The following is a 19,279-nucleotide window of genomic DNA, read 5'->3' on the forward strand; positions in this document are numbered from 1 at the left end:
TGCGCAGATGTCAGCGCCTCGAACGCCGGGCGGTCGGAGCGACGGAGCGACGACGGTGTGCCTGGTGCTGGAGGCCGGGGTGCCGGCGCTCGAATTCCGCTCCCACGAGCCGTGGGCCGTGGCGGTCGCGGCCGTCACGCTGCTGTGGATCGCCATGAGCGTTCCGCCCGCGCGCGGGAGGCCGCGGGCCGACGCGCGCAGGAGTGAGGCTCCTGCCTCGGCGCGCGCCCAGCCCGCTCACCCGCACAGGACAAGGGCCCGGCACTGAAGTGCCGGGCCCTTGTCCTGTGTACGGCGTCCTGTGTACGGCCGGTCGTCAGCGGCGGTGCTGCGAGTCCGCCACCGTGACCTCGACCCGCTGGAACTCCTTGAGCTCGCTGTAACCGGTCGTCGCCATCGCCCGGCGCAGCGCGCCGAAGAAGTTCATCGATCCGTCCGGGCTGTGCGAGGGACCGGTCAGGACCTCCTCGGTCGTGCCCACGATGCCCAGGTCGACCAGCTTGCCGCGCGGCACGTCCTCGTGGACGGCCTCCATGCCCCAGTGGCGGCCCTTACCCGGCGCGTCGGTCGCGCGCGCCAGCGGCGAGCCGATCATCACCGCGTCCGCGCCGCAGGCGATCGCCTTCGGCAGGTCGCCCGACCAGCCCACACCGCCGTCGGCGATGACGTGGACGTACCGGCCGCCGGACTCGTCCATGTAGTCGCGGCGGGCCGCGGCCACGTCGGCGACGGCGGTCGCCATCGGGACCTGGATGCCCAGCACGTTGCGCGTGGTGTGCGCGGCTCCGCCGCCGAAGCCCACGAGCACGCCCGCCGCACCCGTGCGCATCAGGTGCAGCGCGGCGGTGTAGGTGGCGCAGCCGCCCACGATGACCGGGACGTCGAGCTCGTAGATGAACTGCTTCAGGTTCAGCGGCTCGGCGGCGCCGGAGACGTGCTCGGCGGAGACCGTCGTGCCGCGGATGACGAAGATGTCGACACCGGCGTCGACGACGGCCTTCGAGAACTGCGCGGTGCGCTGCGGGGAGAGCGCGGCGGCGGTGACGACGCCCGAGTCGCGCACCTCCTTGATGCGCTGCCCGATCAGCTCCTCCTTGATCGGGGCGGCGTAGATCTCCTGGAGCCGGCGCGTGGCGCTCTCCGGGTCCAGCTCGGCGATCTCGTCGAGCAGCGGCTGCGGGTCCTCGTAGCGGGTCCACAGGCCCTCGAGGTTCAAAACGCCGAGTCCGCCCATCTCGCCGATGCGGATCGCGGTGCTCGGGGAGACGACCGAGTCCATCGGGGCCGCAAGGAAGGGCAGCTCGAAGCGGTAGGCGTCGATCTGCCAGGCGATCGAGACCTCCTTCGGGTCCCGCGTGCGCCGGCTCGGTACGACGGCGATGTCATCGAACGCGTACGCCCGGCGGCCGCGCTTGCCGCGCCCGATCTCGATCTCAGTCACGATGTGTGGCCTTTCCCTCTTACCTTCTGCGCCTGGGGCCCTACCAGTATCCCCGACCCGCACACGAGGGGCGGCCCCGGCGACCCGGGACCGCCCCTCGTGGGACGTGCGCGCTACTTCCTGCTGTAGTTCGGCGCCTCGACCGTCATCTGGATGTCGTGCGGGTGGCTCTCCTTGAGACCCGCCGAGGTGATCCGGACGAACCGACCGTTCGCCTGAAGCTCCGGCACCGTACGGCCGCCGACGTAGAACATCGACTGGCGCAGGCCGCCGACCAGCTGGTGGACGACCGCGGAGAGCGGGCCGCGGTACGGGACCTGGCCCTCGATGCCCTCGGGGACCAGCTTCTCGTCGGAGGCGACGCCCTCCTGGAAGTAGCGGTCCTTGGAGAAGGAGCGCTGCTCGCCGCGGGACTGCATGGCGCCCAGCGAGCCCATGCCGCGGTACGACTTGAACTGCTTGCCGTTGATGAAGAGCAGCTCGCCCGGGGACTCCTCGCAGCCGGCGAGCAGCGAGCCGAGCATGACCGTGTCGGCACCCGCGACCAGGGCCTTGGCGATGTCACCGCTGTACTGCAGGCCGCCGTCGCCGATCACCGGCACGCCCGCCTCCTTGGCGGCGAGCGAGGCCTCGTAGATCGCGGTGACCTGGGGGACGCCGATGCCGGCGACCACGCGCGTGGTGCAGATGGAGCCCGGGCCCACGCCGACCTTGATGCCGTCGACGCCCGCGTCGATCAGCGCCTGGGCGCCGTCCCTGGTGGCGATGTTGCCGCCGATGACGTCCACACCGGAGGAGTTCGACTTGATCTTGGCGACCATGTCGCCGACCAGCTTGGAGTGGCCGTGCGCGGTGTCCACGACGATGAAGTCGACGCCCGCCTCGATCAGCGCCTGGGCGCGCTCGAAGGCGTCGCCCGCGACACCGACGGCCGCGCCGACGAGCAGCCGGCCTTCCTTGTCCTTGGCGGCGTTCGGGTACTTCTCGGCCTTGACGAAGTCCTTGACCGTGATCAGGCCCTTGAGGATGCCCGCGTCGTCGACCAGCGGAAGCTTCTCGATCTTGTGGCGGCGCAGCAGCTCCATGGCGTCCACACCGGAGATCCCGACCTTGCCGGTGACCAGCGGCATCGGCGTCATGACGTCGCGCACCTGCTGGCTGCGGTCGGTCTCGAAGGCCATGTCGCGGTTGGTGACGATGCCGAGGAGCTTGCCGGCCCGGTCGGTCACCGGCACACCGCTGATGCGGAACTTGCCGCAGATCGCGTCGGCCTCGGCGAGCGTGGCGTCCGGGTGCACGGTGATCGGGTCGGTGACCATGCCGGACTCGGAGCGCTTGACCAGGTCGACCTGGTTGGCCTGGTCGGCGATGGACAGGTTGCGGTGCAGCACGCCCGCACCGCCCTGGCGGGCCATGGCGATGGCCATGCGCGCCTCGGTCACCTTGTCCATGGCGGCGGACAGCAGCGGGATGTTCACCCGCACGTTCTTCGAGAGGTACGAGGAGGTGTCGATCTGGTCGGGCGCCATGTCGGAGGCGCCCGGCAGCAGAAGCACATCGTCGTAGGTCAGCCCGAGTGTCGCGAATTTCTCGGGCACTCCGTCGACGTTGGTCATGACACCTTCCCCAATGGCCTTGATCGGTGCGGATGTCCATGCTAACGGGCTCGGAAGCCGTCTCATTCCACGATCAAGATCAGTAAGCAGCTTTGTACGTTCATACGTACGCGGCCGCCGCGCGGATCACTGCTCGGCCAGCGCCCGCAGACGACTCAGCGCGCGGTGCTGGGCGACCCGCACGGCGCCCGGCGACATCCCCAGCATCTGCCCCGTCTCCTCCGCCGTCAGCCCCACCGCGACGCGCAGCACCAGCAGCTCGCGCTGGTTCTCCGGGAGGTTGGCGAGGAGCCTCTTGGCCCACTCGGCGTCGTCGCTGAGCAGCGCGCGCTCCTCGGGACCGAGGGAGTCGTCGGGCCGCTCGGGCATCTCGTCGGACGGCACGGCTGTCGAACCGGGGTGCCGCATCGCGGCCCGCTGCAGGTCGGCGACCTTGTGCGAGGCGATGGCGAAGACGAAGGCCTCGAAGGGCCGTCCGGTGTCCCTGTAGCGCGGCAGTGCCATCAGCACCGCGACGCACACCTCCTGGGCGAGGTCGTCGGCGAAGTGGCGGGCGTCACCCGGAAGTCTGTTGAGGCGGGACCGGCAGAAGCGCAGCGCGAGCGGGTGGACGTGCGCGAGCAGGTCGTGCGTGGCCTGCTCGTCGCCGTCGACGGCGCGATGGACGAGCGCACCGATGACCCCCTGGGCGTTCGCCGCCTCGTCGTCACGCATCGGTCCATGGTGCCTCGGCGCCGGAGCGTCCGTGGCACCGTGTCCCATGTTGTGCACCGAAGCGTTATGAGCAGGTGCGCCGGAACTCATCCCCTGCGCCCTCCCCTCCCGCTCGACCGACTCGTCCCCGAGGAACTCCACACCCTCAAGGATGCGGCATCGTGCGGGAAACGGATGCCCTCGGGCATCCGTCACCCCGTACGGGCCCACTCAGCGGACCAGGCCCCACCGGAATCCGAGCGCCACCGCGTGCGCCCGGTCCGAGGCGCCGAGCTTCTTGAACAGGCGCCTGGCGTGCGTCTTCACCGTGTCCTCGGACAGGAACAGCTCGCGTCCGATCTCGGCGTTGGACCGGCCGTGGCTCATGCCCTCCAGCACCTGGATCTCGCGCGCGGTGAGGGTGGGCGCGGCGCCCATCTCGGCCGAGCGGAGCCGGCGGGGGGCGAGCCGCCACGTCGGGTCGGCGAGCGCCTGGGTCACGGTCGCCCGCAGTTCGGCGCGCGAGGCGTCCTTGTGCAGGTAACCCCGGGCGCCGGCGGCGACCGCGAGCGCGACACCGTCGAGGTCCTCGGCGACGGTGAGCATGATGATCCGGGCGCCCGGATCGGCCGACAGCAGCCGGCGCACGGTCTCGACGCCGCCGAGTCCCGGCATGCGCACGTCCATCAAAATCAGGTCCGAGCGGTCCGCGCCCCAGCGGCGGAGGACTTCCTCGCCGTTGGCCGCGGTCGTCACGCGCTCGACGCCGGGCACGGTCGCGACCGCGCGGCGGAGCGCCTCTCGGGCAAGCGGGGAGTCGTCGCAGACGAGGACGGATGTCATGACTGACCTCCGTGGCTCTCGCAGCAAATGCGCGTCACCTTGAGCCTCCAGGCTGGGTACGTTTCGTCACCTGAGCGGTTGAACGCTCTCGGACATGTGCCCGACAGCTTGTTCCTTCAACCGCCTCCGCCCTCTCAACGACGGTCACTCGAAAGAGTTACGGGTGGGGCGAGGCTCTTCGGCACTCTGCGTAAGGGGCCGCACACGGACCGCAGCGCCGCAGGTCACCGCCGTTTCTTCGGGAAGTCGTGCCCCATTCAGCGGCTTTTCTTCCCATTCGCTGGTGTCTTTGGCTAGATTCGCAATGAGTCATATTTACATCTACTTACACAGCAGATGTACGGTCGTTGGCACAGTGCGGGGTGCCGGATCCGGCACAGGCCGGGCGCGGGTCCCGTGCGTTTCCGACTTGTCCTATCCACTCAGCACGGTTTCAAGGGGACATGCGCTATGGCAGATTTCTCTCGCCTTCCCGGACCCAACGCCGATCTGTGGGACTGGCAGCTCCTCGCGGCATGCCGCGGGGTCGACAGCTCGCTCTTCTTCCATCCGGAGGGCGAGCGCGGTGCCGCGCGCAGTGCGCGCGAGAACTCGGCGAAAGAGGTCTGCATGCGGTGCCCGGTCCGGGCCGAGTGTGCCGCGCACGCGCTGGCCGTGCGCGAACCGTACGGCGTCTGGGGCGGACTGACCGAGGACGAGCGCGAGGAGCTCATGGGCCGCGCACGCCATCGACTGATCCCCGCGACGAGCGCGGGAGGCGCGGTGGGCGGCTGACGCCCGGACCGCGAACTATCGAAGAAACGTTCCTTCGCCTATGTGAGCGAAGACGACAGCGACAACGACCGACGACGGGCATCCCGACGAACGACGACGAGCGATCCCCCAGCGCCCCGCACCACCGACTCCCCGCCGGTCCCGGCCTCCGCCGGGACCGGCTTACGTGTCCTCAGCGACGGGCCGCCAGGGTCAGCTGATCGAGGGTCGCCGCGACGGCCGGGACCTGGGCGAGGTCCGGCAGGGTGAGGGCCACGATCTCGCGCGCGACGGGCGGGTTCACCGCGATCGTCCGCACACCCTTGGGGCGCACCGACTCCAGCGCGAGCTCCGGCAGCACCGCCACACCCAGACCGGCGCCCACCAGCCCGATCACCGCCGGATAGTCGTCCGTCGCGAAGTCGATCCGGGGGGTGAAGCCTGCCTCCTCGCAGACCTCCACGAGCTGACGGCGGCAGCGCGGGCAGCCCGCGATCCACGGCTCGTCGGTGAGGTCGCCGATCGCGGCGCTCTGCGCCCCCGCCAGGCGGTGCCCCTTTGGCACGAGCCCGACGAGCCGGTCGGTGAGCAGCGGACGCACGACGAGGTCGTCCCATTCGGCGCCCGCCGTGCCGTACCGGAAGGCGAGGGCCACGTCGCAGTCGCCCTCGCGCAGCATCTCGACGGAGCGGGGCGGTTCGGCGTCGACCAGGGAGACCCTGGTGCCGGGGTGCGCCGCGCGCAGGGCGGCGAGCGCGGTCGGCACGAGCGTGGAGCTGCCGCTCGGGAACGACACCAGCCGGACCCGGCCCGCCCTGAGGCCGGCGATGGCCGCGATCTCCTCCTCCGCCGCGGTGAGCCCCGCGAGGATGCCGGCGGCATGCCGGACGAGCACTTCCCCGGCCTGAGTCAGGCGCATCTCCCGGCCCGTACGGACGAGCAACGGCGTGCCGGTCGAGGTCTCGAGCGCCTTCATCTGCTGGCTGACCGCGGGCTGGGTGCAGCCCAGCTCGCGCGCGGCGGCGGAGAAGGAGCCCGTGGCGGCGACGGCGCGCAGAACTCGGAGGTGGCGGGCTTCGATCACCCTCTGAGCATAAGGGAGCCTTGGGGGCTGAGGGAATAATCTCCTGGTTCCTTTGAGGAATGCCGGGTTAACGTGCCCGCCATGAAGCTTCTGAGTGTGAACGTGGGGCGGCTGAAGCCCGTGGAGTACGCGGACACCGGCGCGACCGGCATCGACAAGCGCCCGGCCGAGGGGGCCGTCCGGGTGAGCGATCCGGGCCCCAAGGGCGAGGGCGGCAGCGGAGTGGCCGGCGACGCCATATCCGACCTGCGTCACCACGGAGGCGCCGACCAGGCCGTCTACGCCTTCGCACGCGAGGATCTGGACCTCTGGGAGCGGGAGCTGGGCAGGCCGCTGGCGAGCGGTTCGTTCGGCGAGAACCTCACGACGAGCGGGCTCGACGTCAATGGCGCGAGGATCGGCGAACGCTGGCGGATCGGCGACGAGCTGGTGCTCGAGGTCACCGGCGGACGCATCCCGTGCCGCACCTTCGCGAGCTGGCTCGACGAGAAGGGCTGGGTCAGACGGTTCACCCGGGCCGCCGCCCCCGGGGCGTACCTGCGGGTGATCACGCCCGGTGAGATCCGTGCGGGCGACCCGATCGAGATCGTGCACCGGCCGGAGCACGAGGTCACCGTCTCGCTGGCGTTCCGGGCCGAGACCACCGAACGCGCTCTGCTGCCCCAGGTGCTCGCCGCGGGTGATGCACTGCACCCCGAGCAGCTGCGCGCGGCACGGGAGTACGTGGCCAGGTACGGGGCCGGGGGCACGGAGCAGCCGGTCGTCTCGTAGGGGAAATCCCGGAGGCAGCACCACAGTTGAATCGGGGGCCGATGGGGGACGGCCCCCGATGTGGCCGATCACGGCGGCCGGGACGCTGGGGGCATGTCCCCGCTCAAGCGCGTCATCGTCGTTCTCACCGCCCTCGCCGTCGTCTTCGCCGTCGCGGTGGGCGGCGGGTTCTTCCTGCTGTACTCCGGCGCGCGGGTGTCCACCGTCGGCGCCTCGTTCAGCCGCGAGTTGACCGTGCCGCCCCTGGCCGAACCGACCGTCCGGCCCGACGGCACCAAGGTCTTCGACCTGACGATGCGGGCCGGGCACACGGAGTTCAGAGCCGGGCAGCGGACACCCACCTGGGGCTTCAACGGCGACTATCTGGGTCCGACCCTGCGGGCCGCCCGCGGCGACAGGGTCCAGGTGCGGATACGGAACACGCTGGACGAGACCTCCACCGTGCACTGGCACGGCATGCACCTGCCCGCCGCGATGGACGGCGGCCCGCATCAGGCGGTCGCGCCGGGCGGCACCTGGAGCCCCCACTGGACGGTGGACCAGCCGGCGGCGACGCTCTGGTACCACCCGCATCCGCACGGGAAGACCGAACAGCATGTACGGCGGGGACTGGCCGGCATGTTCCTGCTCGACGACCTAAGGTCGGCGCGGCTTCCGCTGCCGAAGCGGTACGGCGTGGACGACCTGCCCGTCATCGTGCAGGACGTCCGCTTCGACGGCGCCGGGTTCGACCACGGCCACAGGCTCATGTCCAACAGCGGCTTCCTCGGCGACCGGACCATGGTCAACGGCACCCTCGACCCGTACAAGGAGGTCCATGACGAGCTGATCCGGCTGCGCCTGCTGAACGCCTCCACCGCCCGCGTCTACCACTTCGGCTTCGCCGACGACCGGCGCTTCTCGCTGGTCGCGTCGGACGGCGGGCTGCTGGAGGAGGCCGCGGCGATGGACCGTATCCGACTCTCCCCCGGCGAACGGGCGGAGATAGTGGTGCGGATGCGGCCCGGCGAGCGGGCGGTGCTGCGCAGCCATCCGCAGAGCCTGGGGGACTTCTGGCAGACCCGGTTCAACGGCGGCGACGACTCGTTCGACGTGCTGGAGCTGCGCGCCGCCAAGACCCTGCGCCCCTCCCCGGAGCTTCCGCGACGGCTGGGCGAGCCGGAGCTGCCCGACGCCGGGCAGTCGGTGCGGACCCGGTTCTTCGGCCTTCAGCGGTCGGGGATCAACGGCAGACCGATGTCCATGGAGCGGATCGACGCGACCGTCACCCGGGGCACCACCGAGACCTGGGTCCTGCGCAACCAGGACGGAATGCCGCACAACTTCCATGTGCACGACGTGCAGTTCCGGGTGCTGGAGGTCGACGGCCGCCGGCCCCCGCCGCATCTGCGCGGCGCCAAGGACACCGTCTTCGTGCCCGGCAACACGAGCGTGACGACAGCCCTGCGGTTCACCGGCCCGGCCGACCCGGACACTCCGTACATGTACCACTGCCATCTGCTGTACCACGAGGACGAGGGCATGATGGGCCAGTTCGTGGTCGTCGAGAAGGGACAGCGGGCGGGCGAGGTGCGTACGCCGCACTCACACGCGGGGCACTAACGTGCCGCCTATGACGACTGCACTGATCACGGGAGCGACCGCGGGCATCGGCGCCGCGTTCGCGCGGCGGCTGGCTGCCGAGGGACGCAATCTGGTGCTGGTGGCCCGTGACACCGAGCGGCTGCAGGAGCAGGCCACCGAGCTGCACGACCGGCACGGCATCGAGGCGGAGGTGCTGACCGCTGACCTGTCCGAGGACGAGGAGATCTCGGCCGTCGAGAAACGGCTCGCGGACCGCAGGCACCCGGTCGACCTGCTGATCAACAACGCCGGCTTCGGGAACAAGGGACGCTTCCTGGAGGTGTCCATGGCCGACGAGCTGACGATGCTCAAGGTGCACTGCGAGGCGGTGCTGCGGCTGACGTCCGCGGCGGCCGGCTCGATGCGCGAGCGGGGCCGCGGAGGCGTGGTGAACGTGGCCTCGGTGGCGGCGTTCGTGCCGCGCGGCACGTACGGCGCGTCGAAGGCGTGGGTCGTGCAGTTCACGCAGGGCGTGGCGCGGGAGATGGCGGGGTCGGGCGTGCGGCTGATGGCGCTGTGCCCCGGGTTCGTCCGGACGGAGTTCCACCAGCGGGCCGGGATGGGGACGGACAACATCCCGGGCTGGATGTGGCTGGACGCCGACAAGCTGGTGGCGTCGGCGCTGTCGGATCTGGCGAAGGGCAAGTCGCTGTCGATCCCCGATCCGCGGTACAAGGCGCTGATGGGCGTGGTGAAGCTGGCGCCGCGCGGCCTGCTCGGAGGGGTCAGCTCGCGAGCAGGCCGCAAGTACGGGCCGCAGTGATCAGTCGACTCCCGGACCCTCGTACGCACCGATGTTGGGCGCGGTGAGGGGCAGCGGGTTGCCGAACCAGTCCTTGCCGCCGTTGTCCTCGATGACGGCTCCGGCGGCGAGGGCGGGCGAGCCGGTGCCCAGCCGGAAGTCGTCGCGCAGCAGCGGATCGGCGGTGATGCCGCCCGGGTTGGGGCGGGTCATGGTGATCCCGTGGAAGACGTTGTGGTCGAAGGTGAGACCCGCGGTCGGGTTCTTGAAGGCGTAGCCGCCGGTGCCCTCGCTCACGAAGACGTTGTTGCGGAAGGCCAGTTCGTGCTGGGTGGCGGCCGGGCTTCCCGCGTCGTCCTGGACGAGGTAGCCGGGCGTCACCGTGGTGTTGTGGAAGGTGTTGTTGTGGATCCGGGTGCCCAGGATGGGCCCCCAGCAGTTCTGCACGAGCCGGGCACCGTCGTTGCGGCTGACGTTGTAGCGGGCGACCGTGCCGATCGTCCTGGCTCCGCTGTACGGGCAGATCAGCAGGAAGCCGCCCTTGTTGTCGTGGCTGTAGTTGTACTGGAAGACGGTGTTCTGTGAGGCGCCGTCGGCGTCGAAGGACATCCCGTCCTTGGTGTTGCCGCCGCCCGAGACCTCGTTGTACTCGACGAGGGTGTCGTCGGTGTTGAAGGTCCACACGCCGGCGTTGGCGGCCTTCGAGCGAAGCTGGAATCCGTCGACGCGGTTGTGGTCGACGCGGGCCCCGGCCGTCGTGTCGAGCTTGATGCCGTCGCCCGCCATGGACCTCAGGACATTGTGGTGGACGCGGACCCGGGTGGAAGGGGTCCACGCGCCCGGGTAGGCGTTCGGGTCCTGCTGGTTCCCGACCAGGGGGCGCTTGGAGAACGTCGACTTGAAGTAGATGCCCTCGCGGTCGACGTCCTCGATGCGGTTGTGGTGGATGTCGAGGTCGTCGTACCTGCTCGCCCTCGCGGTGCCTTCGACGGCGATCTGGATGGCGCTGGAGCCGGTGAGCGTCTTGAAGTCCCCGCCGCGCACGTCGTGGATGTGGAGGTGGTCGAGTTCGATGCCGGTCGCCGTGCCGTAGTCGGTCAGGCGCAGGCGTATGCCGTTGCGGAGGGTGCCGGGGTCGGCGGCGTTGACGATCTCCAGGCGGGTGACGCGCACGTGCTCCGTGTTGGAGAGCAGGACGACGTCCTGGGCGGCTGCTCCGTCGAGCTTGGCCCGTGCCGCCGAGTCGCCGTAGTCGGCGATGGTGAAGGGCGCGTCGGCGGAGCCGGCGCCGCGGGGCTGGAGGGTGCCGGTGCAGGTGACGCCGCGCTTGAACAGGAGGCGGTCCCCGGGGCCGAACACGTGCGCGTTGGCGTCGGCCAGAGACGTCCAGGGGCTGCCGGCGCTGCCGTCGCCGGGGGCGGTGGCAGCGCAGTCGACGTAGTACGCGGTGCCGGCGGGCGGCGCGGCGTGGGCGGGGGCGGCCAGGGCGGCGAGGGCGAGTGCCGCCGTGGCGAGGGCGAGGGTGCTGCGGTGTCTCACAGGTCCTCCGGGTCGAGGCCGATCAGGGCGGTTGATCCGTTCTCCCAGGTCACCCGGATGGTGCGGCCGGTGATCTGGACGTCTGCGAGGGTGGCGACGGGAGCCGGGTCCGGCTCGGCGGTCACCGAGGCGAGGGCGACGAAGAGCGACTCGGCCGACTCGGTGCGCCCTTCGAGTACGTGCGTACGGCTCCGGTCGGCGGCCAGGGTCGGGCCGGTCGCCGCCTCCGTCGCCACGTCGTAGCCGCGGACGGGGTGGAGCTGGGCGGTCACGGTGCCGTCGGTGGCCCAGCCGGTCTGGCGGACCGGCGTCCCGGGCGGCGCGCCGACGACCAGATGGGCGCGGACCTCGGCACGGCCGTGCACGAGCGTGGCGGACACGACGCGCACGCCGGGGTGCGGGGTGTGGGCGGAGGCGGCCCAGCCGGGACCGTGGCCGAGCGGCTTCGCGGGGCCGCGCCGGGTGGGTGCCCCGTCGATGAGCAGGGCGAAGTGGTTGTCGGCGGTCTCGATGGCCGGGCCGGTCCGGGTGGAGTAGGCGAACCGGGCGTATCCGGGGTCGTCCTCCCGCGGGTCCACGTGGTTGCTGCCGTGGTTGTGGAGGCGTACGAGACCGTCGGCGGCGGTGGACTGGATCAGCATGGCGGGCGGACCCAGCGTGGTGACCGCGTCCTCGGTCTCGGCGGGAAGCGGTTCCTCGGGGTCGGTCCACACCGGGTGGGTCGCGGGCAGGAGCAGGCCGAGGAAGCCCTTGGAGGCCCAGTAGGGGGACGCCGGGCCGGAGTAGCCCTGGACGGCCGGTTCACAGGCGCCGTACCAGCCCAGGGTGAGCAGCCCTCGTTCGTCCGTGGCGCCCCGGTCGAGGAAGTGGCGCAGGGTGCCGGAGGCGAGCCGGCGGGTGGCGCCGGGGGTGAGCGGGGTGTGGCCGGTCAGCGCGCCGAGCCAGGGGGCCGCGGCCGCGGCGAAGCGGTAGGTCAGGGAGCGGCCGTAGGGCAGGGGTGCGCCGTTGGCGTCGAAGAGGCGGGTGACGTCGGCGAGGTGGCGGTGCAGGCGCGGGCCGTAGCGGCCGAGCATGGCCCCGTCACCGGCGAGGTGGGCGTGCAGGACCGGGTAGAAGTGCAGGGCCCAGGCGTTGTAGTGGTCGAAGGCTCGGTTGGGGCCGTCGCTGTACCAGCCGTCGCCGAGCCACCACTGCTCGATGCGGTCGAGTGCGCGGTCGATGGTGCGCCGTGCCCGTTCGGTCTCGATGCCGGCGTCTTGGAGGAAGCCCGCGACGGTGAGGCCGAAGAGCCACCAGTTGTTGTCGACCGGGGAGGGGCCGAGGGCCGGGAGCAGCCAGTCGACGACCCGTGCGCGGGTCCTGTCGTCGAGGGTGTCCCACAGCCAGGGGCGGGTGAGCCGCAGGGCGACGGCGACGGAGGCCGATTCGACGACCGCCTGGCGTACGTCGGCCATGAGCGGCCAGGCGTCGGGCGCCTGGGGGCTCAGGTCACCCGTGGGGACGGGGTCCTCGGTACCGGCGGCCAGCCCTTCGGCGTACCGGGGCAGGAAGCCGTGCGGGTCCTCGCCGTGGGCGCCCGCGACGCGGAGCGCGGCGAGGAGGAACGTACGGGCGTAGCCTTCGAGGCCGTCGGAGCGGGGGCCCGACCAGCTCGGGCGGGCACCGGGGAGGCAGATGAGGCCGCCCCGCGGCGAGGCCCATGGACGCACCGCGAGGAGCAGGTCGTCGGCGGCGTTCTCCCAGTGCTCCCGGGTCCAGCCGGTGGGCTCGAACGGCATGATGCTCCCCTGGGCAGAGACGACGGGCGACGGCGGAAGCATGAACCTGCTTTTGATCGAACGTCAATGGATCGCGTTTGAATGATCGAAACTTCCGGCCGTTCGATCACTCTGCCGTAGAGTGGGCATCGGCCGGGCCACACACTGCGAGGGGGATCGTCACCGTGCGCGAGAGTGCTGCGGAACGTCACGAACGACTGCTGGAGCTGGTACGGGAGCGCGGCAGCGCACGCGTCTCCGACCTGGCCGCCCTGCTGGGCGTCTCGCCCGTGACCGCGCGCAGGGACGTCGAGCTGCTGGCCGGGGAGGGCCGGCTCGACCGGGTCCACGGCTCGGTGTCGTGGCCGGGCCGGCGGCCCCCTGCTGCGACCGGCGCGCCATCGGCCACCGGCGGCGGGCACGGCCCCGTGCTCGGACTGCTCGCGCCCTCGTCGACGTACTACTTCGCCGAGGTGATCCGCGGCGCCCACGAGGCGGCCGCGCGCGCCGGTTCCCGGCTGATCCTGCGGATCTCGGACTACCGGCCCGAGGAGGACCCGATGCGCACCGAGGGGCTGCTGGCCGCCGGTGCCGAGGGACTGCTGATCGCTCCGGGCTGGCGCGCGCCCGGGGACCCGGCCGCGTACGGCGAATGGATCACCGGCCTGCCGGTGCCCGCCGTGCTGCTGGAGCGCCGGGCCGCGCCCGGCAGCGCGCTGGACGGCATGGACCGCGTCGCGTCCGACCACGGGCACGGCGCCCTGCTGGCCGTGCGCCACCTGATGGACCTCGGCCACGGCGCGCCGCTGCTGGTGGCCCGGGCCGACAGCCCGACCGCGCTCGCGGTGCGCTCCGGTTACGCGGACGCGCTCGCCGCACTGGGGGTGCGCGCGCCCCGGGACGTGATCGACTCGGTGCCCGCCGAGCAGCGTCCCGAGGAGTTCGACGCGGCCGTGCGCGCTCTGCACCAGGCGGTGGTCTCGGGCACGGCGAGCGCGGCACTGGTGCACAACGACGTGGACGCGATCCAGATGGTGCAGCGGCTGGCCGAGCTGGGTGTACGGGTGCCCGACGACCTGGCGCTGATCGCGTACGACGACGAGGTGGCGGCGCTCGCCGACATCCCGCTGACCGCGGTGGCCCCGCCCAAGCGCGAGGTCGGCCGGGAGGCGACGAGGCTGCTCGTGGAGCGGCTCACGGACCGGCAGCGCGCGGACGAGCCGCGGCGGCATCTGTCGCTGCTGCCGCGCCTGCGGGTGCGGGACTCGTGCGGGGCGCGCCGCGCGAGCGGGGGTGCGGCGGGAGCAGGCCCCGACCGGACCGACACCGACAACAGCTTCTGACCTTTTTTCGATCATTCGATCATTCGTTCTTGACTTCGCTCACAACTCGGCCAAGGATCGCGGCCAACGCCAATGCCGCCGCTTTGTCAGGAGCTGTGCCGTGAGCCCCATCAGGAATGTCCGCACCCCTCGGACGAGGAAATCCGTCGCCGCGATCGCCGCCGCCTCCGCCCTCGCCGTGCTCACGGCCTGCGGCGGCAGCGGCGGGGACTCCCAGGCCGAGGGAAGCGACGGGAAGCCCGTGACCATCACCTTCTGGGGATGGGCCAAGGGGACGCAGGAAGTCGTGGACGCGTTCAACGCCTCGCAGCGCGACATCCGCGTCACGTTCGAGGAGACGCCCTCCGGCAACGCCGGGGGCTACGCCAAGATCTCCAACGCGGTGAAGGCCGGCAACGCGCCCGACCTGGTCTCCATCGAGTACCCGATGCTCCCCGAGTTCGTGAGCCAGGGCGCGGTCCAGGACATCAGCTCCCACCTGACCGACGACGTGAAGAAGAAGTTCCTCCCGCAGGCGGTCGAACTGACCACCCTGGGCGGCAAGAACTGGGCCGTCCCCTTCGACGCCTCGCCGCAGGCCTTCTACTACCGCAAGGACCTGTTCGAGAAGTACGGCGTCGAGGTCCCGAGGACCTGGGACGACTTCCGCACGGCCGCCGAGAAGGTCAAGAAGGCCGACAAGAAGGCGCGCATAGGCACCTTCTTCCCCGACGACCCGACCACCTTCCAGGCCATGGTCTGGCAGGCCGGCGCCCAGTGGTTCAAGGCCGAGGGCGACACCTGGAGGATCGACACCACGGACGCCGCCACGGCAAAGGTCTCGGCGTACTGGCAGCAACTCCTCGACGACGACCTCATACGCAGCAACGCCTCCTTCAGCCCGGAGTGGACCAACTCCCTCAAGAGCGGCGGCACCGTCGGCTACCTCGGCGCCTCGTGGGGCGCCGGTGTCCTCAAGGGCACGCTGCCCGAGCAGAGCGGCAAGTGGGCCGTCGCCCCGATGCCCACCTGGGACGGAAAGCCGGCCAGCGGCATGCTGGGCGGTTCCACGTTCGCCGTGACCAAGGACAGCAAGAAGGCCGAGGCCGCGGTCGAGTTCGCGAAGTGGATGACGACCACCGACGACGGCATCAAGGCCCGGATCGAGTCCGGGACCTCCAGCGCCTTCCCCGCCGCCGCCGAACTGCGTCCGGCCGCCAAGTCCGCGTTCGACACGGAGTACTACGGCGGCCAGGACATCTACCAGGTCTTCGAGAGCGCAGGCGCCTCCATCGTCCCGAACTGGGCATGGGGCCCGACCTCCGGCACCACCAACACCGCCATGAAGGACGCCTTCGGCAAGGTCACGACCGGGGGCGCCACAATCGCCGACGCCGTCAGGGCCGGGCACGACGCGACCGTCTCCGAACTCGGCAAGCGCGGCCTGAAGGTCGAGGGCTGACGAAGACCATGAAGGCCCGCACCCGTACCAACGCCGCTGCCGGCGTCCTGCTGACCCCCTTCTTCGTTCTCTTCGTCCTGGTGATGGTGCTGCCGATCGGTTACGCGGTCTGGCTGAGCCTGTTCACCGACAAGCAGTCCGGACTGGGCTTCGGCGGCACGGAGACCGTCTTCAGCGGCCTCGACAACTACGCGGCGGCGCTGGGTGACCCGGCCTTCCGCGAGGGCTTCGTCGTACTCCTCGGGTACTGCGTGTTTTACATCCCGCTGATGATCGGCGGAGCCCTCGTCCTCGCCCTGCTCCTCGACTCGGCGCTCGCCCGCGCCCGCCGCTTCTTCCAGCTCGCGCTCTTCCTGCCGCACGCCGTCCCCGGCATCATCGCGGCCCTGATCTGGGTCTACCTCTACACCCCCCAACTCAGCCCGGTCGTCGAGGCGATGGAGGCCGGCGGCATCGGCTTCGACTTCTTCTCGCCCGAGGGCGCCCTCCCCTCCGTGATCAACATCGCGCTGTGGGAATGGCTCGGCTACAACGTGGTGATCTTCTACGCCGCCCTCCAGGCCATCGACCGCTCCGTACTCGAAGCGGCCACGGTGGACGGTGCGGGCGCCTGGCGCACCGCGCTGCACATCAAGGTCCCGCTGATCCGCACCTCGGTCGTGATGGTCGCGCTCTTCACCATCATCGGATCGCTCCAGCTGTTCACCGAGCCGCTGATCCTCAACAAGGGCACCGGCTCCTCCGTCACCTCCACCTGGACACCGAACATGTACGCCTACACCGCGGCCTTCGACCGGAACGACTACGGACTCGCGGCCGCCGCCTCCGTACTCCTCGCGCTCACCGCCGCGCTTCTCTCCTTCGGGGTCACCCGCCTCACCGGCCGGAAGGAGAAGAGGGCATGAGCACCCCCGCCTCCCGCTGGATGTCCAAGGGCGCCGTCAACGCCGCGCTCACCCTCGCCGCGCTCTACATGCTCTTCCCGCTCGTGTGGCTGGTCACCGCGGCAACCAAGGACACCGGCGGCCTCCTCGCCGGAAACGCCTTCTCCTTCGAGGGGTTCAGCCTCGGCGCGAACCTGTCGGCCCTGGCCTCGTACGGCGACGGCGTCTACTTCCGCTGGTACCTCAACAGCCTTCTGTACGCGGGCGGCGGAGCCCTGCTCAGCTCGCTCATCAGCGTCGCGGCGGGCTACGCCTTCGACAAGTACCGCTTCAGGGGCAAGGAGAAGCTGTTCGGCGTGGTCCTGCTGGGGGTGCTCGTCCCGACCACGGCGCTCGCCCTGCCGATGTACCTGCTCGCCAGTGAGGTGGGCGTCGTCAACACCTACTGGGCCGTGCTCCTGCCCGTCCTGGTGCACCCCTTCGGTGTGTATCTCTCCCGGGTCTTCAGCGCCGGCTACGTCCCCGGCGAGGCCCTGGAAGCCGCCCGTATCGACGGAGCGGGTGAGCTGCGCACCTTCTGGTCCATCGGACTGCGCATGCTGATGCCGGGTTTCGTGACAGTCTTCCTCTTCCAGTTCACCGCGATATGGAACAACTTCTTCCTCCCCCTGGTGATGCTCTCGGACCAGAAGCTCTTCCCGCTGAGCCTCGGCCTGTACGCGTGGAACAGCAACTCCCATGCCGAGCCGGAGTTCTACCCGCTCGTCGTGACCGGCTCCCTGCTCGCCGTCATACCCCTGATCGTCGCCTTCGTCTCACTTCAGCGGCACTGGAAGGCCGGCCTGACCGCCGGCAGCGTCAAGTGACCCAAGCGACCTGTGAGGAGCCCGAGTTCCACCATGCATCACGCCACTGACAATCGCCCCGCGCTGCTGCTGGCCATGAGTCCGCGCGTCGCCGGCCAGTTGCTCTTGGATCGCCATCGCGAACGGCTGACGGCGCTCACCCGCACCGACCCGCATCTCGTCGCCCACGACCTGGCCTCCCCCTCGCCGCGCGTCGCCGCCGCGCTCGCCGAGGCGGAGGTGCTGCTGACCTGCTGGGGCGCGCCGCCGCTCACCGCCGAGGTGCTGGCCGCCGCGCCCCGGCTGCGCGCCGTCGTCCACGCCGCTGGCTCGGTCAAGCACCACGTCACCCAGGCGTGCTGGGACCGCGGCATCGCGGTGACGTCGGCGGCGGCCGCCAACGCCCTGCCCGTCGCGGAGTTCACGCTCGCCGCCGTCCTCTTCGCGGGCAAGCGGGTGCTGCGTTCCGCCCACCGGTACGCGCGGCTGCGCGCCCAGCACGACTGGCGCGCCGAGCTCGACGGGGCCGGCAACTACCGCCGTACGGTCGGAGTCGTGGGAGCGTCCCGTATCGGGCGACGCGTGATCGAGCTGCTGCGCCCCTTCGACCTGCGGGTCCTGCTGTACGACCCGTATGTGGACGACGCCGGGGCGGCGGAGCTCGGGGTCGAGCGCACCGGTCTCGACGAGCTCTGCGCCCGCGCCGACATCGTCACCGTCCACGCGCCGCAGGTCCCGGCCACCCGTCACATGATCGGCGCCCCCCAGCTGGCCCTGATGCGCGACGGGACCACGCTGATCAACACCTCGCGCGGCTCGCTGGTCGACGAGGAGGCGCTGCTGCCGGAGCTCGTCTCCGGCCGGCTGGACGCGGTGCTCGACGTGACCGAGCCCGAACTGCCGTCGGCAGACTCTCCGTTGTACGACCTTCCGAACGTGCTGCTGACGCCGCACATCGCCGGGTCGCTCGGCGTCGAGCTGTACCGGATGGCCGACCAGGCCCTGGACGAGGTGGAGCGGTTCGCGCGAGGGCTGCCGTTCGCCGACCCGGTCCTCCCGGGGACGCTCGGCCACTCGGCCTGAGGCGCCGCGATGTGATCTGCGTCACTAAAATGGACGTACGATCCTGGGAGGCACGATGAAATTCGTACAGATCATCGACTACAAGACCGACCGGTTCGACGGCGTGAACGCGCTCATGGACCAGTGGGTCGAGAAGACCAGGGGCAAGCGGACCACGTCCCACCTGATGATGGGCAAGGACCGCGCCGAAGGCTCGCACTACGTCGAGATCGTCGAGTTCCCCTCGTACGAGGAGGCGATGCGCAACTCCAAGCTCCCCGAGACCGACCGGATCTTCCAGGAGATGGTCGCTCTGTGCGACGGCATGCCGACGTTCACCGACCTCGACGTGGTCCGTGAGGAGCAGCTCAACGCGGCGACGGCCCGGCGCTTCTTCCACGAGATCGCCGCCGGCGGGAACATGGCCGCCATCGAGGAGGTGTTCGCCGAGGACTACACCGACCACGACATCGCCAACGAGGAGGACGCGGAGGTCGGCATCGACGTCATCCGGCGCGACCTCACGATGTGGCGCAACGCCTTCGACTTCACCTTCGAGCTCGACCGGCAGATCACCGAGGGCGACGACGTCGTGATGCTGTGGACCTTCAACGGCCGGCACAAGGGCGATTTCCAGGGGATACCGGCCACGGGCGAGCAGTGCTCCATGACCGGCACGACGATCTTCCGGTTCGAGGACGGGAAGATCAAGGAAGGCTGGTGGCACTTCGACATGATGCGGCTGATGCGGCAGCTCGGCGCGATGTGACCCACGGCCCCGGTGGAAGGCGGTCGAACGACGGTCGAAGCGGGAAGGCCCCCGCCCCCGCGGACAGCGGGGA

General features: G+C 70.8%; 18 protein-coding genes. 11 read left to right on the plus strand and 7 right to left on the minus strand.

The genetic code is table 11. From position 1 onward, the window contains the following. The first annotated feature begins 7 nt into the window (after window positions 1-7). The gene (locus AB0K02_RS06890; RefSeq protein ID WP_365991303.1) at window positions 8-268 is read left to right on the plus strand and encodes a hypothetical protein; all 261 of its coding nucleotides are present in this window, start codon (window positions 8-10) and stop codon (window positions 266-268) included. A gap of 48 nt (window positions 269-316) precedes the next feature. On the opposite strand, the gene AB0K02_RS06895 is transcribed toward AB0K02_RS06890, so the two are convergent. The 4 genes from AB0K02_RS06895 to AB0K02_RS06910 all read right to left on the minus strand — a co-directional run bounded on the left by AB0K02_RS06895 (window position 317) and on the right by AB0K02_RS06910 (window position 4,593). After that, window positions 317-1,441: a GuaB3 family IMP dehydrogenase-related protein gene (locus tag AB0K02_RS06895; RefSeq protein ID WP_365991304.1), complete on the minus strand. Its 1,125-nt coding sequence runs from the start codon at window positions 1,439-1,441 to the stop codon at window positions 317-319. 113 nt (window positions 1,442-1,554) lie between these two features. Continuing rightward, entirely contained in the window at window positions 1,555-3,057 is a 1,503-nt protein-coding gene (guaB, locus tag AB0K02_RS06900; protein ID WP_365991305.1) for an IMP dehydrogenase, read from the minus strand. Window positions 3,058-3,183: 126 nt separating this feature from the next. Beyond that, window positions 3,184-3,771, minus strand: a complete 588-nt coding sequence (locus AB0K02_RS06905) for a sigma-70 family RNA polymerase sigma factor (RefSeq protein WP_365991306.1) — start codon at window positions 3,769-3,771, stop codon at window positions 3,184-3,186. A 210-nt stretch (window positions 3,772-3,981) separates the two neighbouring features. Further along, entirely contained in the window at window positions 3,982-4,593 is a 612-nt protein-coding gene (locus tag AB0K02_RS06910; RefSeq protein WP_003948568.1) for a response regulator transcription factor, read from the minus strand. Between the two features lie 450 nt (window positions 4,594-5,043). On the opposite strand from AB0K02_RS06910, the gene AB0K02_RS06915 reads away from it, so the two are divergent. Beyond that, complete coding sequence (locus tag AB0K02_RS06915; RefSeq protein ID WP_177148662.1) at window positions 5,044-5,367, plus strand: WhiB family transcriptional regulator; 324 nt, start codon at window positions 5,044-5,046, stop codon at window positions 5,365-5,367. 172 nt (window positions 5,368-5,539) lie between these two features. On the opposite strand, the gene AB0K02_RS06920 is transcribed toward AB0K02_RS06915, so the two are convergent. Continuing rightward, window positions 5,540-6,430 carry a LysR family transcriptional regulator gene (locus AB0K02_RS06920; RefSeq protein WP_365991307.1) on the minus strand — a complete coding sequence of 297 codons (891 nt, stop codon included), beginning with the start codon at window positions 6,428-6,430 and terminating at the stop codon, window positions 5,540-5,542. A gap of 81 nt (window positions 6,431-6,511) precedes the next feature. On the opposite strand from AB0K02_RS06920, the gene AB0K02_RS06925 reads away from it, so the two are divergent. The 3 genes from AB0K02_RS06925 to AB0K02_RS06935 all read left to right on the plus strand — a co-directional run bounded on the left by AB0K02_RS06925 (window position 6,512) and on the right by AB0K02_RS06935 (window position 9,587). Next, entirely contained in the window at window positions 6,512-7,201 is a 690-nt protein-coding gene (locus tag AB0K02_RS06925) for an MOSC domain-containing protein (RefSeq protein WP_365991308.1), read from the plus strand. Between the two features lie 93 nt (window positions 7,202-7,294). Beyond that, window positions 7,295-8,803 carry a multicopper oxidase domain-containing protein gene (locus AB0K02_RS06930; RefSeq protein WP_365991309.1) on the plus strand — a complete coding sequence of 503 codons (1,509 nt, stop codon included), beginning with the start codon at window positions 7,295-7,297 and terminating at the stop codon, window positions 8,801-8,803. Between the two features lie 10 nt (window positions 8,804-8,813). After that, window positions 8,814-9,587, plus strand: coding sequence for an SDR family oxidoreductase (locus AB0K02_RS06935; protein WP_365991310.1), 774 nt, complete (start codon window positions 8,814-8,816; stop codon window positions 9,585-9,587). Here the strand turns inward: AB0K02_RS06935 and AB0K02_RS06940 are convergent, their stop codons facing one another. Further along, window positions 9,588-11,105: a right-handed parallel beta-helix repeat-containing protein gene (locus tag AB0K02_RS06940; protein ID WP_365991311.1), complete on the minus strand. Its 1,518-nt coding sequence runs from the start codon at window positions 11,103-11,105 to the stop codon at window positions 9,588-9,590. Beyond that, window positions 11,102-12,883, minus strand: a complete 1,782-nt coding sequence (locus AB0K02_RS06945; protein ID WP_365991312.1) for a DUF2264 domain-containing protein — start codon at window positions 12,881-12,883, stop codon at window positions 11,102-11,104. The genes AB0K02_RS06940 and AB0K02_RS06945 overlap by 4 nt, the downstream gene beginning before the upstream one ends. A gap of 164 nt (window positions 12,884-13,047) precedes the next feature. On the opposite strand from AB0K02_RS06945, the gene AB0K02_RS06950 reads away from it, so the two are divergent. From AB0K02_RS06950 to AB0K02_RS06975, 6 genes are all read left to right on the plus strand, one after another. Further along, window positions 13,048-14,205, plus strand: a complete 1,158-nt coding sequence (locus AB0K02_RS06950; protein WP_365991313.1) for a substrate-binding domain-containing protein — start codon at window positions 13,048-13,050, stop codon at window positions 14,203-14,205. A 109-nt stretch (window positions 14,206-14,314) separates the two neighbouring features. Continuing rightward, a complete protein-coding gene (locus AB0K02_RS06955; protein ID WP_365991502.1) occupies window positions 14,315-15,646 on the plus strand; it encodes a sugar ABC transporter substrate-binding protein in 1,332 nt (443 codons plus the stop codon). Between the two features lie 8 nt (window positions 15,647-15,654). After that, entirely contained in the window at window positions 15,655-16,551 is an 897-nt protein-coding gene (locus tag AB0K02_RS06960) for a sugar ABC transporter permease (protein ID WP_365991314.1), read from the plus strand. After that, on the plus strand, window positions 16,548-17,396 hold the full coding sequence (locus tag AB0K02_RS06965) for a carbohydrate ABC transporter permease (protein ID WP_365991315.1): 849 nt from the start codon (window positions 16,548-16,550) through the stop codon (window positions 17,394-17,396). The genes AB0K02_RS06960 and AB0K02_RS06965 overlap by 4 nt, the downstream gene beginning before the upstream one ends. Before the next feature lie 33 nt (window positions 17,397-17,429). Beyond that, complete coding sequence (locus AB0K02_RS06970; protein ID WP_365991316.1) at window positions 17,430-18,458, plus strand: hydroxyacid dehydrogenase; 1,029 nt, start codon at window positions 17,430-17,432, stop codon at window positions 18,456-18,458. Between the two features lie 55 nt (window positions 18,459-18,513). Further along, window positions 18,514-19,206 (plus strand): ester cyclase, encoded by a 693-nt coding sequence (locus tag AB0K02_RS06975; RefSeq protein ID WP_365991317.1) that lies wholly within the window; start codon window positions 18,514-18,516, stop codon window positions 19,204-19,206. The last annotated feature ends 73 nt before the right edge of the window (window positions 19,207-19,279 follow it).

This window comes from Streptomyces sp. NPDC049597 (assembly GCF_040675505.1).
In the GTDB taxonomy this organism is placed as follows: Bacteria; Actinomycetota; Actinomycetes; order Streptomycetales; family Streptomycetaceae; genus Streptomyces.

Bases quoted from the DNA above. Each gene is read 5' to 3' on its own strand.
- AB0K02_RS06915 (WP_177148662.1), top strand. From the start codon at position 5,044: ATGGCAGATTTCTCTCGCCTTCCCGGACCCAACGCCGATCTGTGGGAC.
- AB0K02_RS06970 (WP_365991316.1), top strand. From the start codon at position 17,430: ATGCATCACGCCACTGACAATCGCCCCGCGCTGCTGCTGGCCATGAGT.
- AB0K02_RS06975 (WP_365991317.1), top strand. From the start codon at position 18,514: ATGAAATTCGTACAGATCATCGACTACAAGACCGACCGGTTCGACGGC.
- AB0K02_RS06935 (WP_365991310.1), top strand. From the start codon at position 8,814: ATGACGACTGCACTGATCACGGGAGCGACCGCGGGCATCGGCGCCGCG.
- AB0K02_RS06930 (WP_365991309.1), top strand. From the start codon at position 7,295: ATGTCCCCGCTCAAGCGCGTCATCGTCGTTCTCACCGCCCTCGCCGTC.
- AB0K02_RS06925 (WP_365991308.1), top strand. From the start codon at position 6,512: ATGAAGCTTCTGAGTGTGAACGTGGGGCGGCTGAAGCCCGTGGAGTAC.
- AB0K02_RS06905 (WP_365991306.1), bottom strand. From the start codon at position 3,771: ATGCGTGACGACGAGGCGGCGAACGCCCAGGGGGTCATCGGTGCGCTC.
- AB0K02_RS06965 (WP_365991315.1), top strand. From the start codon at position 16,548: ATGAGCACCCCCGCCTCCCGCTGGATGTCCAAGGGCGCCGTCAACGCC.
- AB0K02_RS06910 (WP_003948568.1), bottom strand. From the start codon at position 4,593: ATGACATCCGTCCTCGTCTGCGACGACTCCCCGCTTGCCCGAGAGGCG.
- AB0K02_RS06945 (WP_365991312.1), bottom strand. From the start codon at position 12,883: ATGCCGTTCGAGCCCACCGGCTGGACCCGGGAGCACTGGGAGAACGCC.
- AB0K02_RS06960 (WP_365991314.1), top strand. From the start codon at position 15,655: ATGAAGGCCCGCACCCGTACCAACGCCGCTGCCGGCGTCCTGCTGACC.
- AB0K02_RS06890 (WP_365991303.1), top strand. From the start codon at position 8: ATGTCAGCGCCTCGAACGCCGGGCGGTCGGAGCGACGGAGCGACGACG.
- guaB (WP_365991305.1), bottom strand. From the start codon at position 3,057: ATGACCAACGTCGACGGAGTGCCCGAGAAATTCGCGACACTCGGGCTG.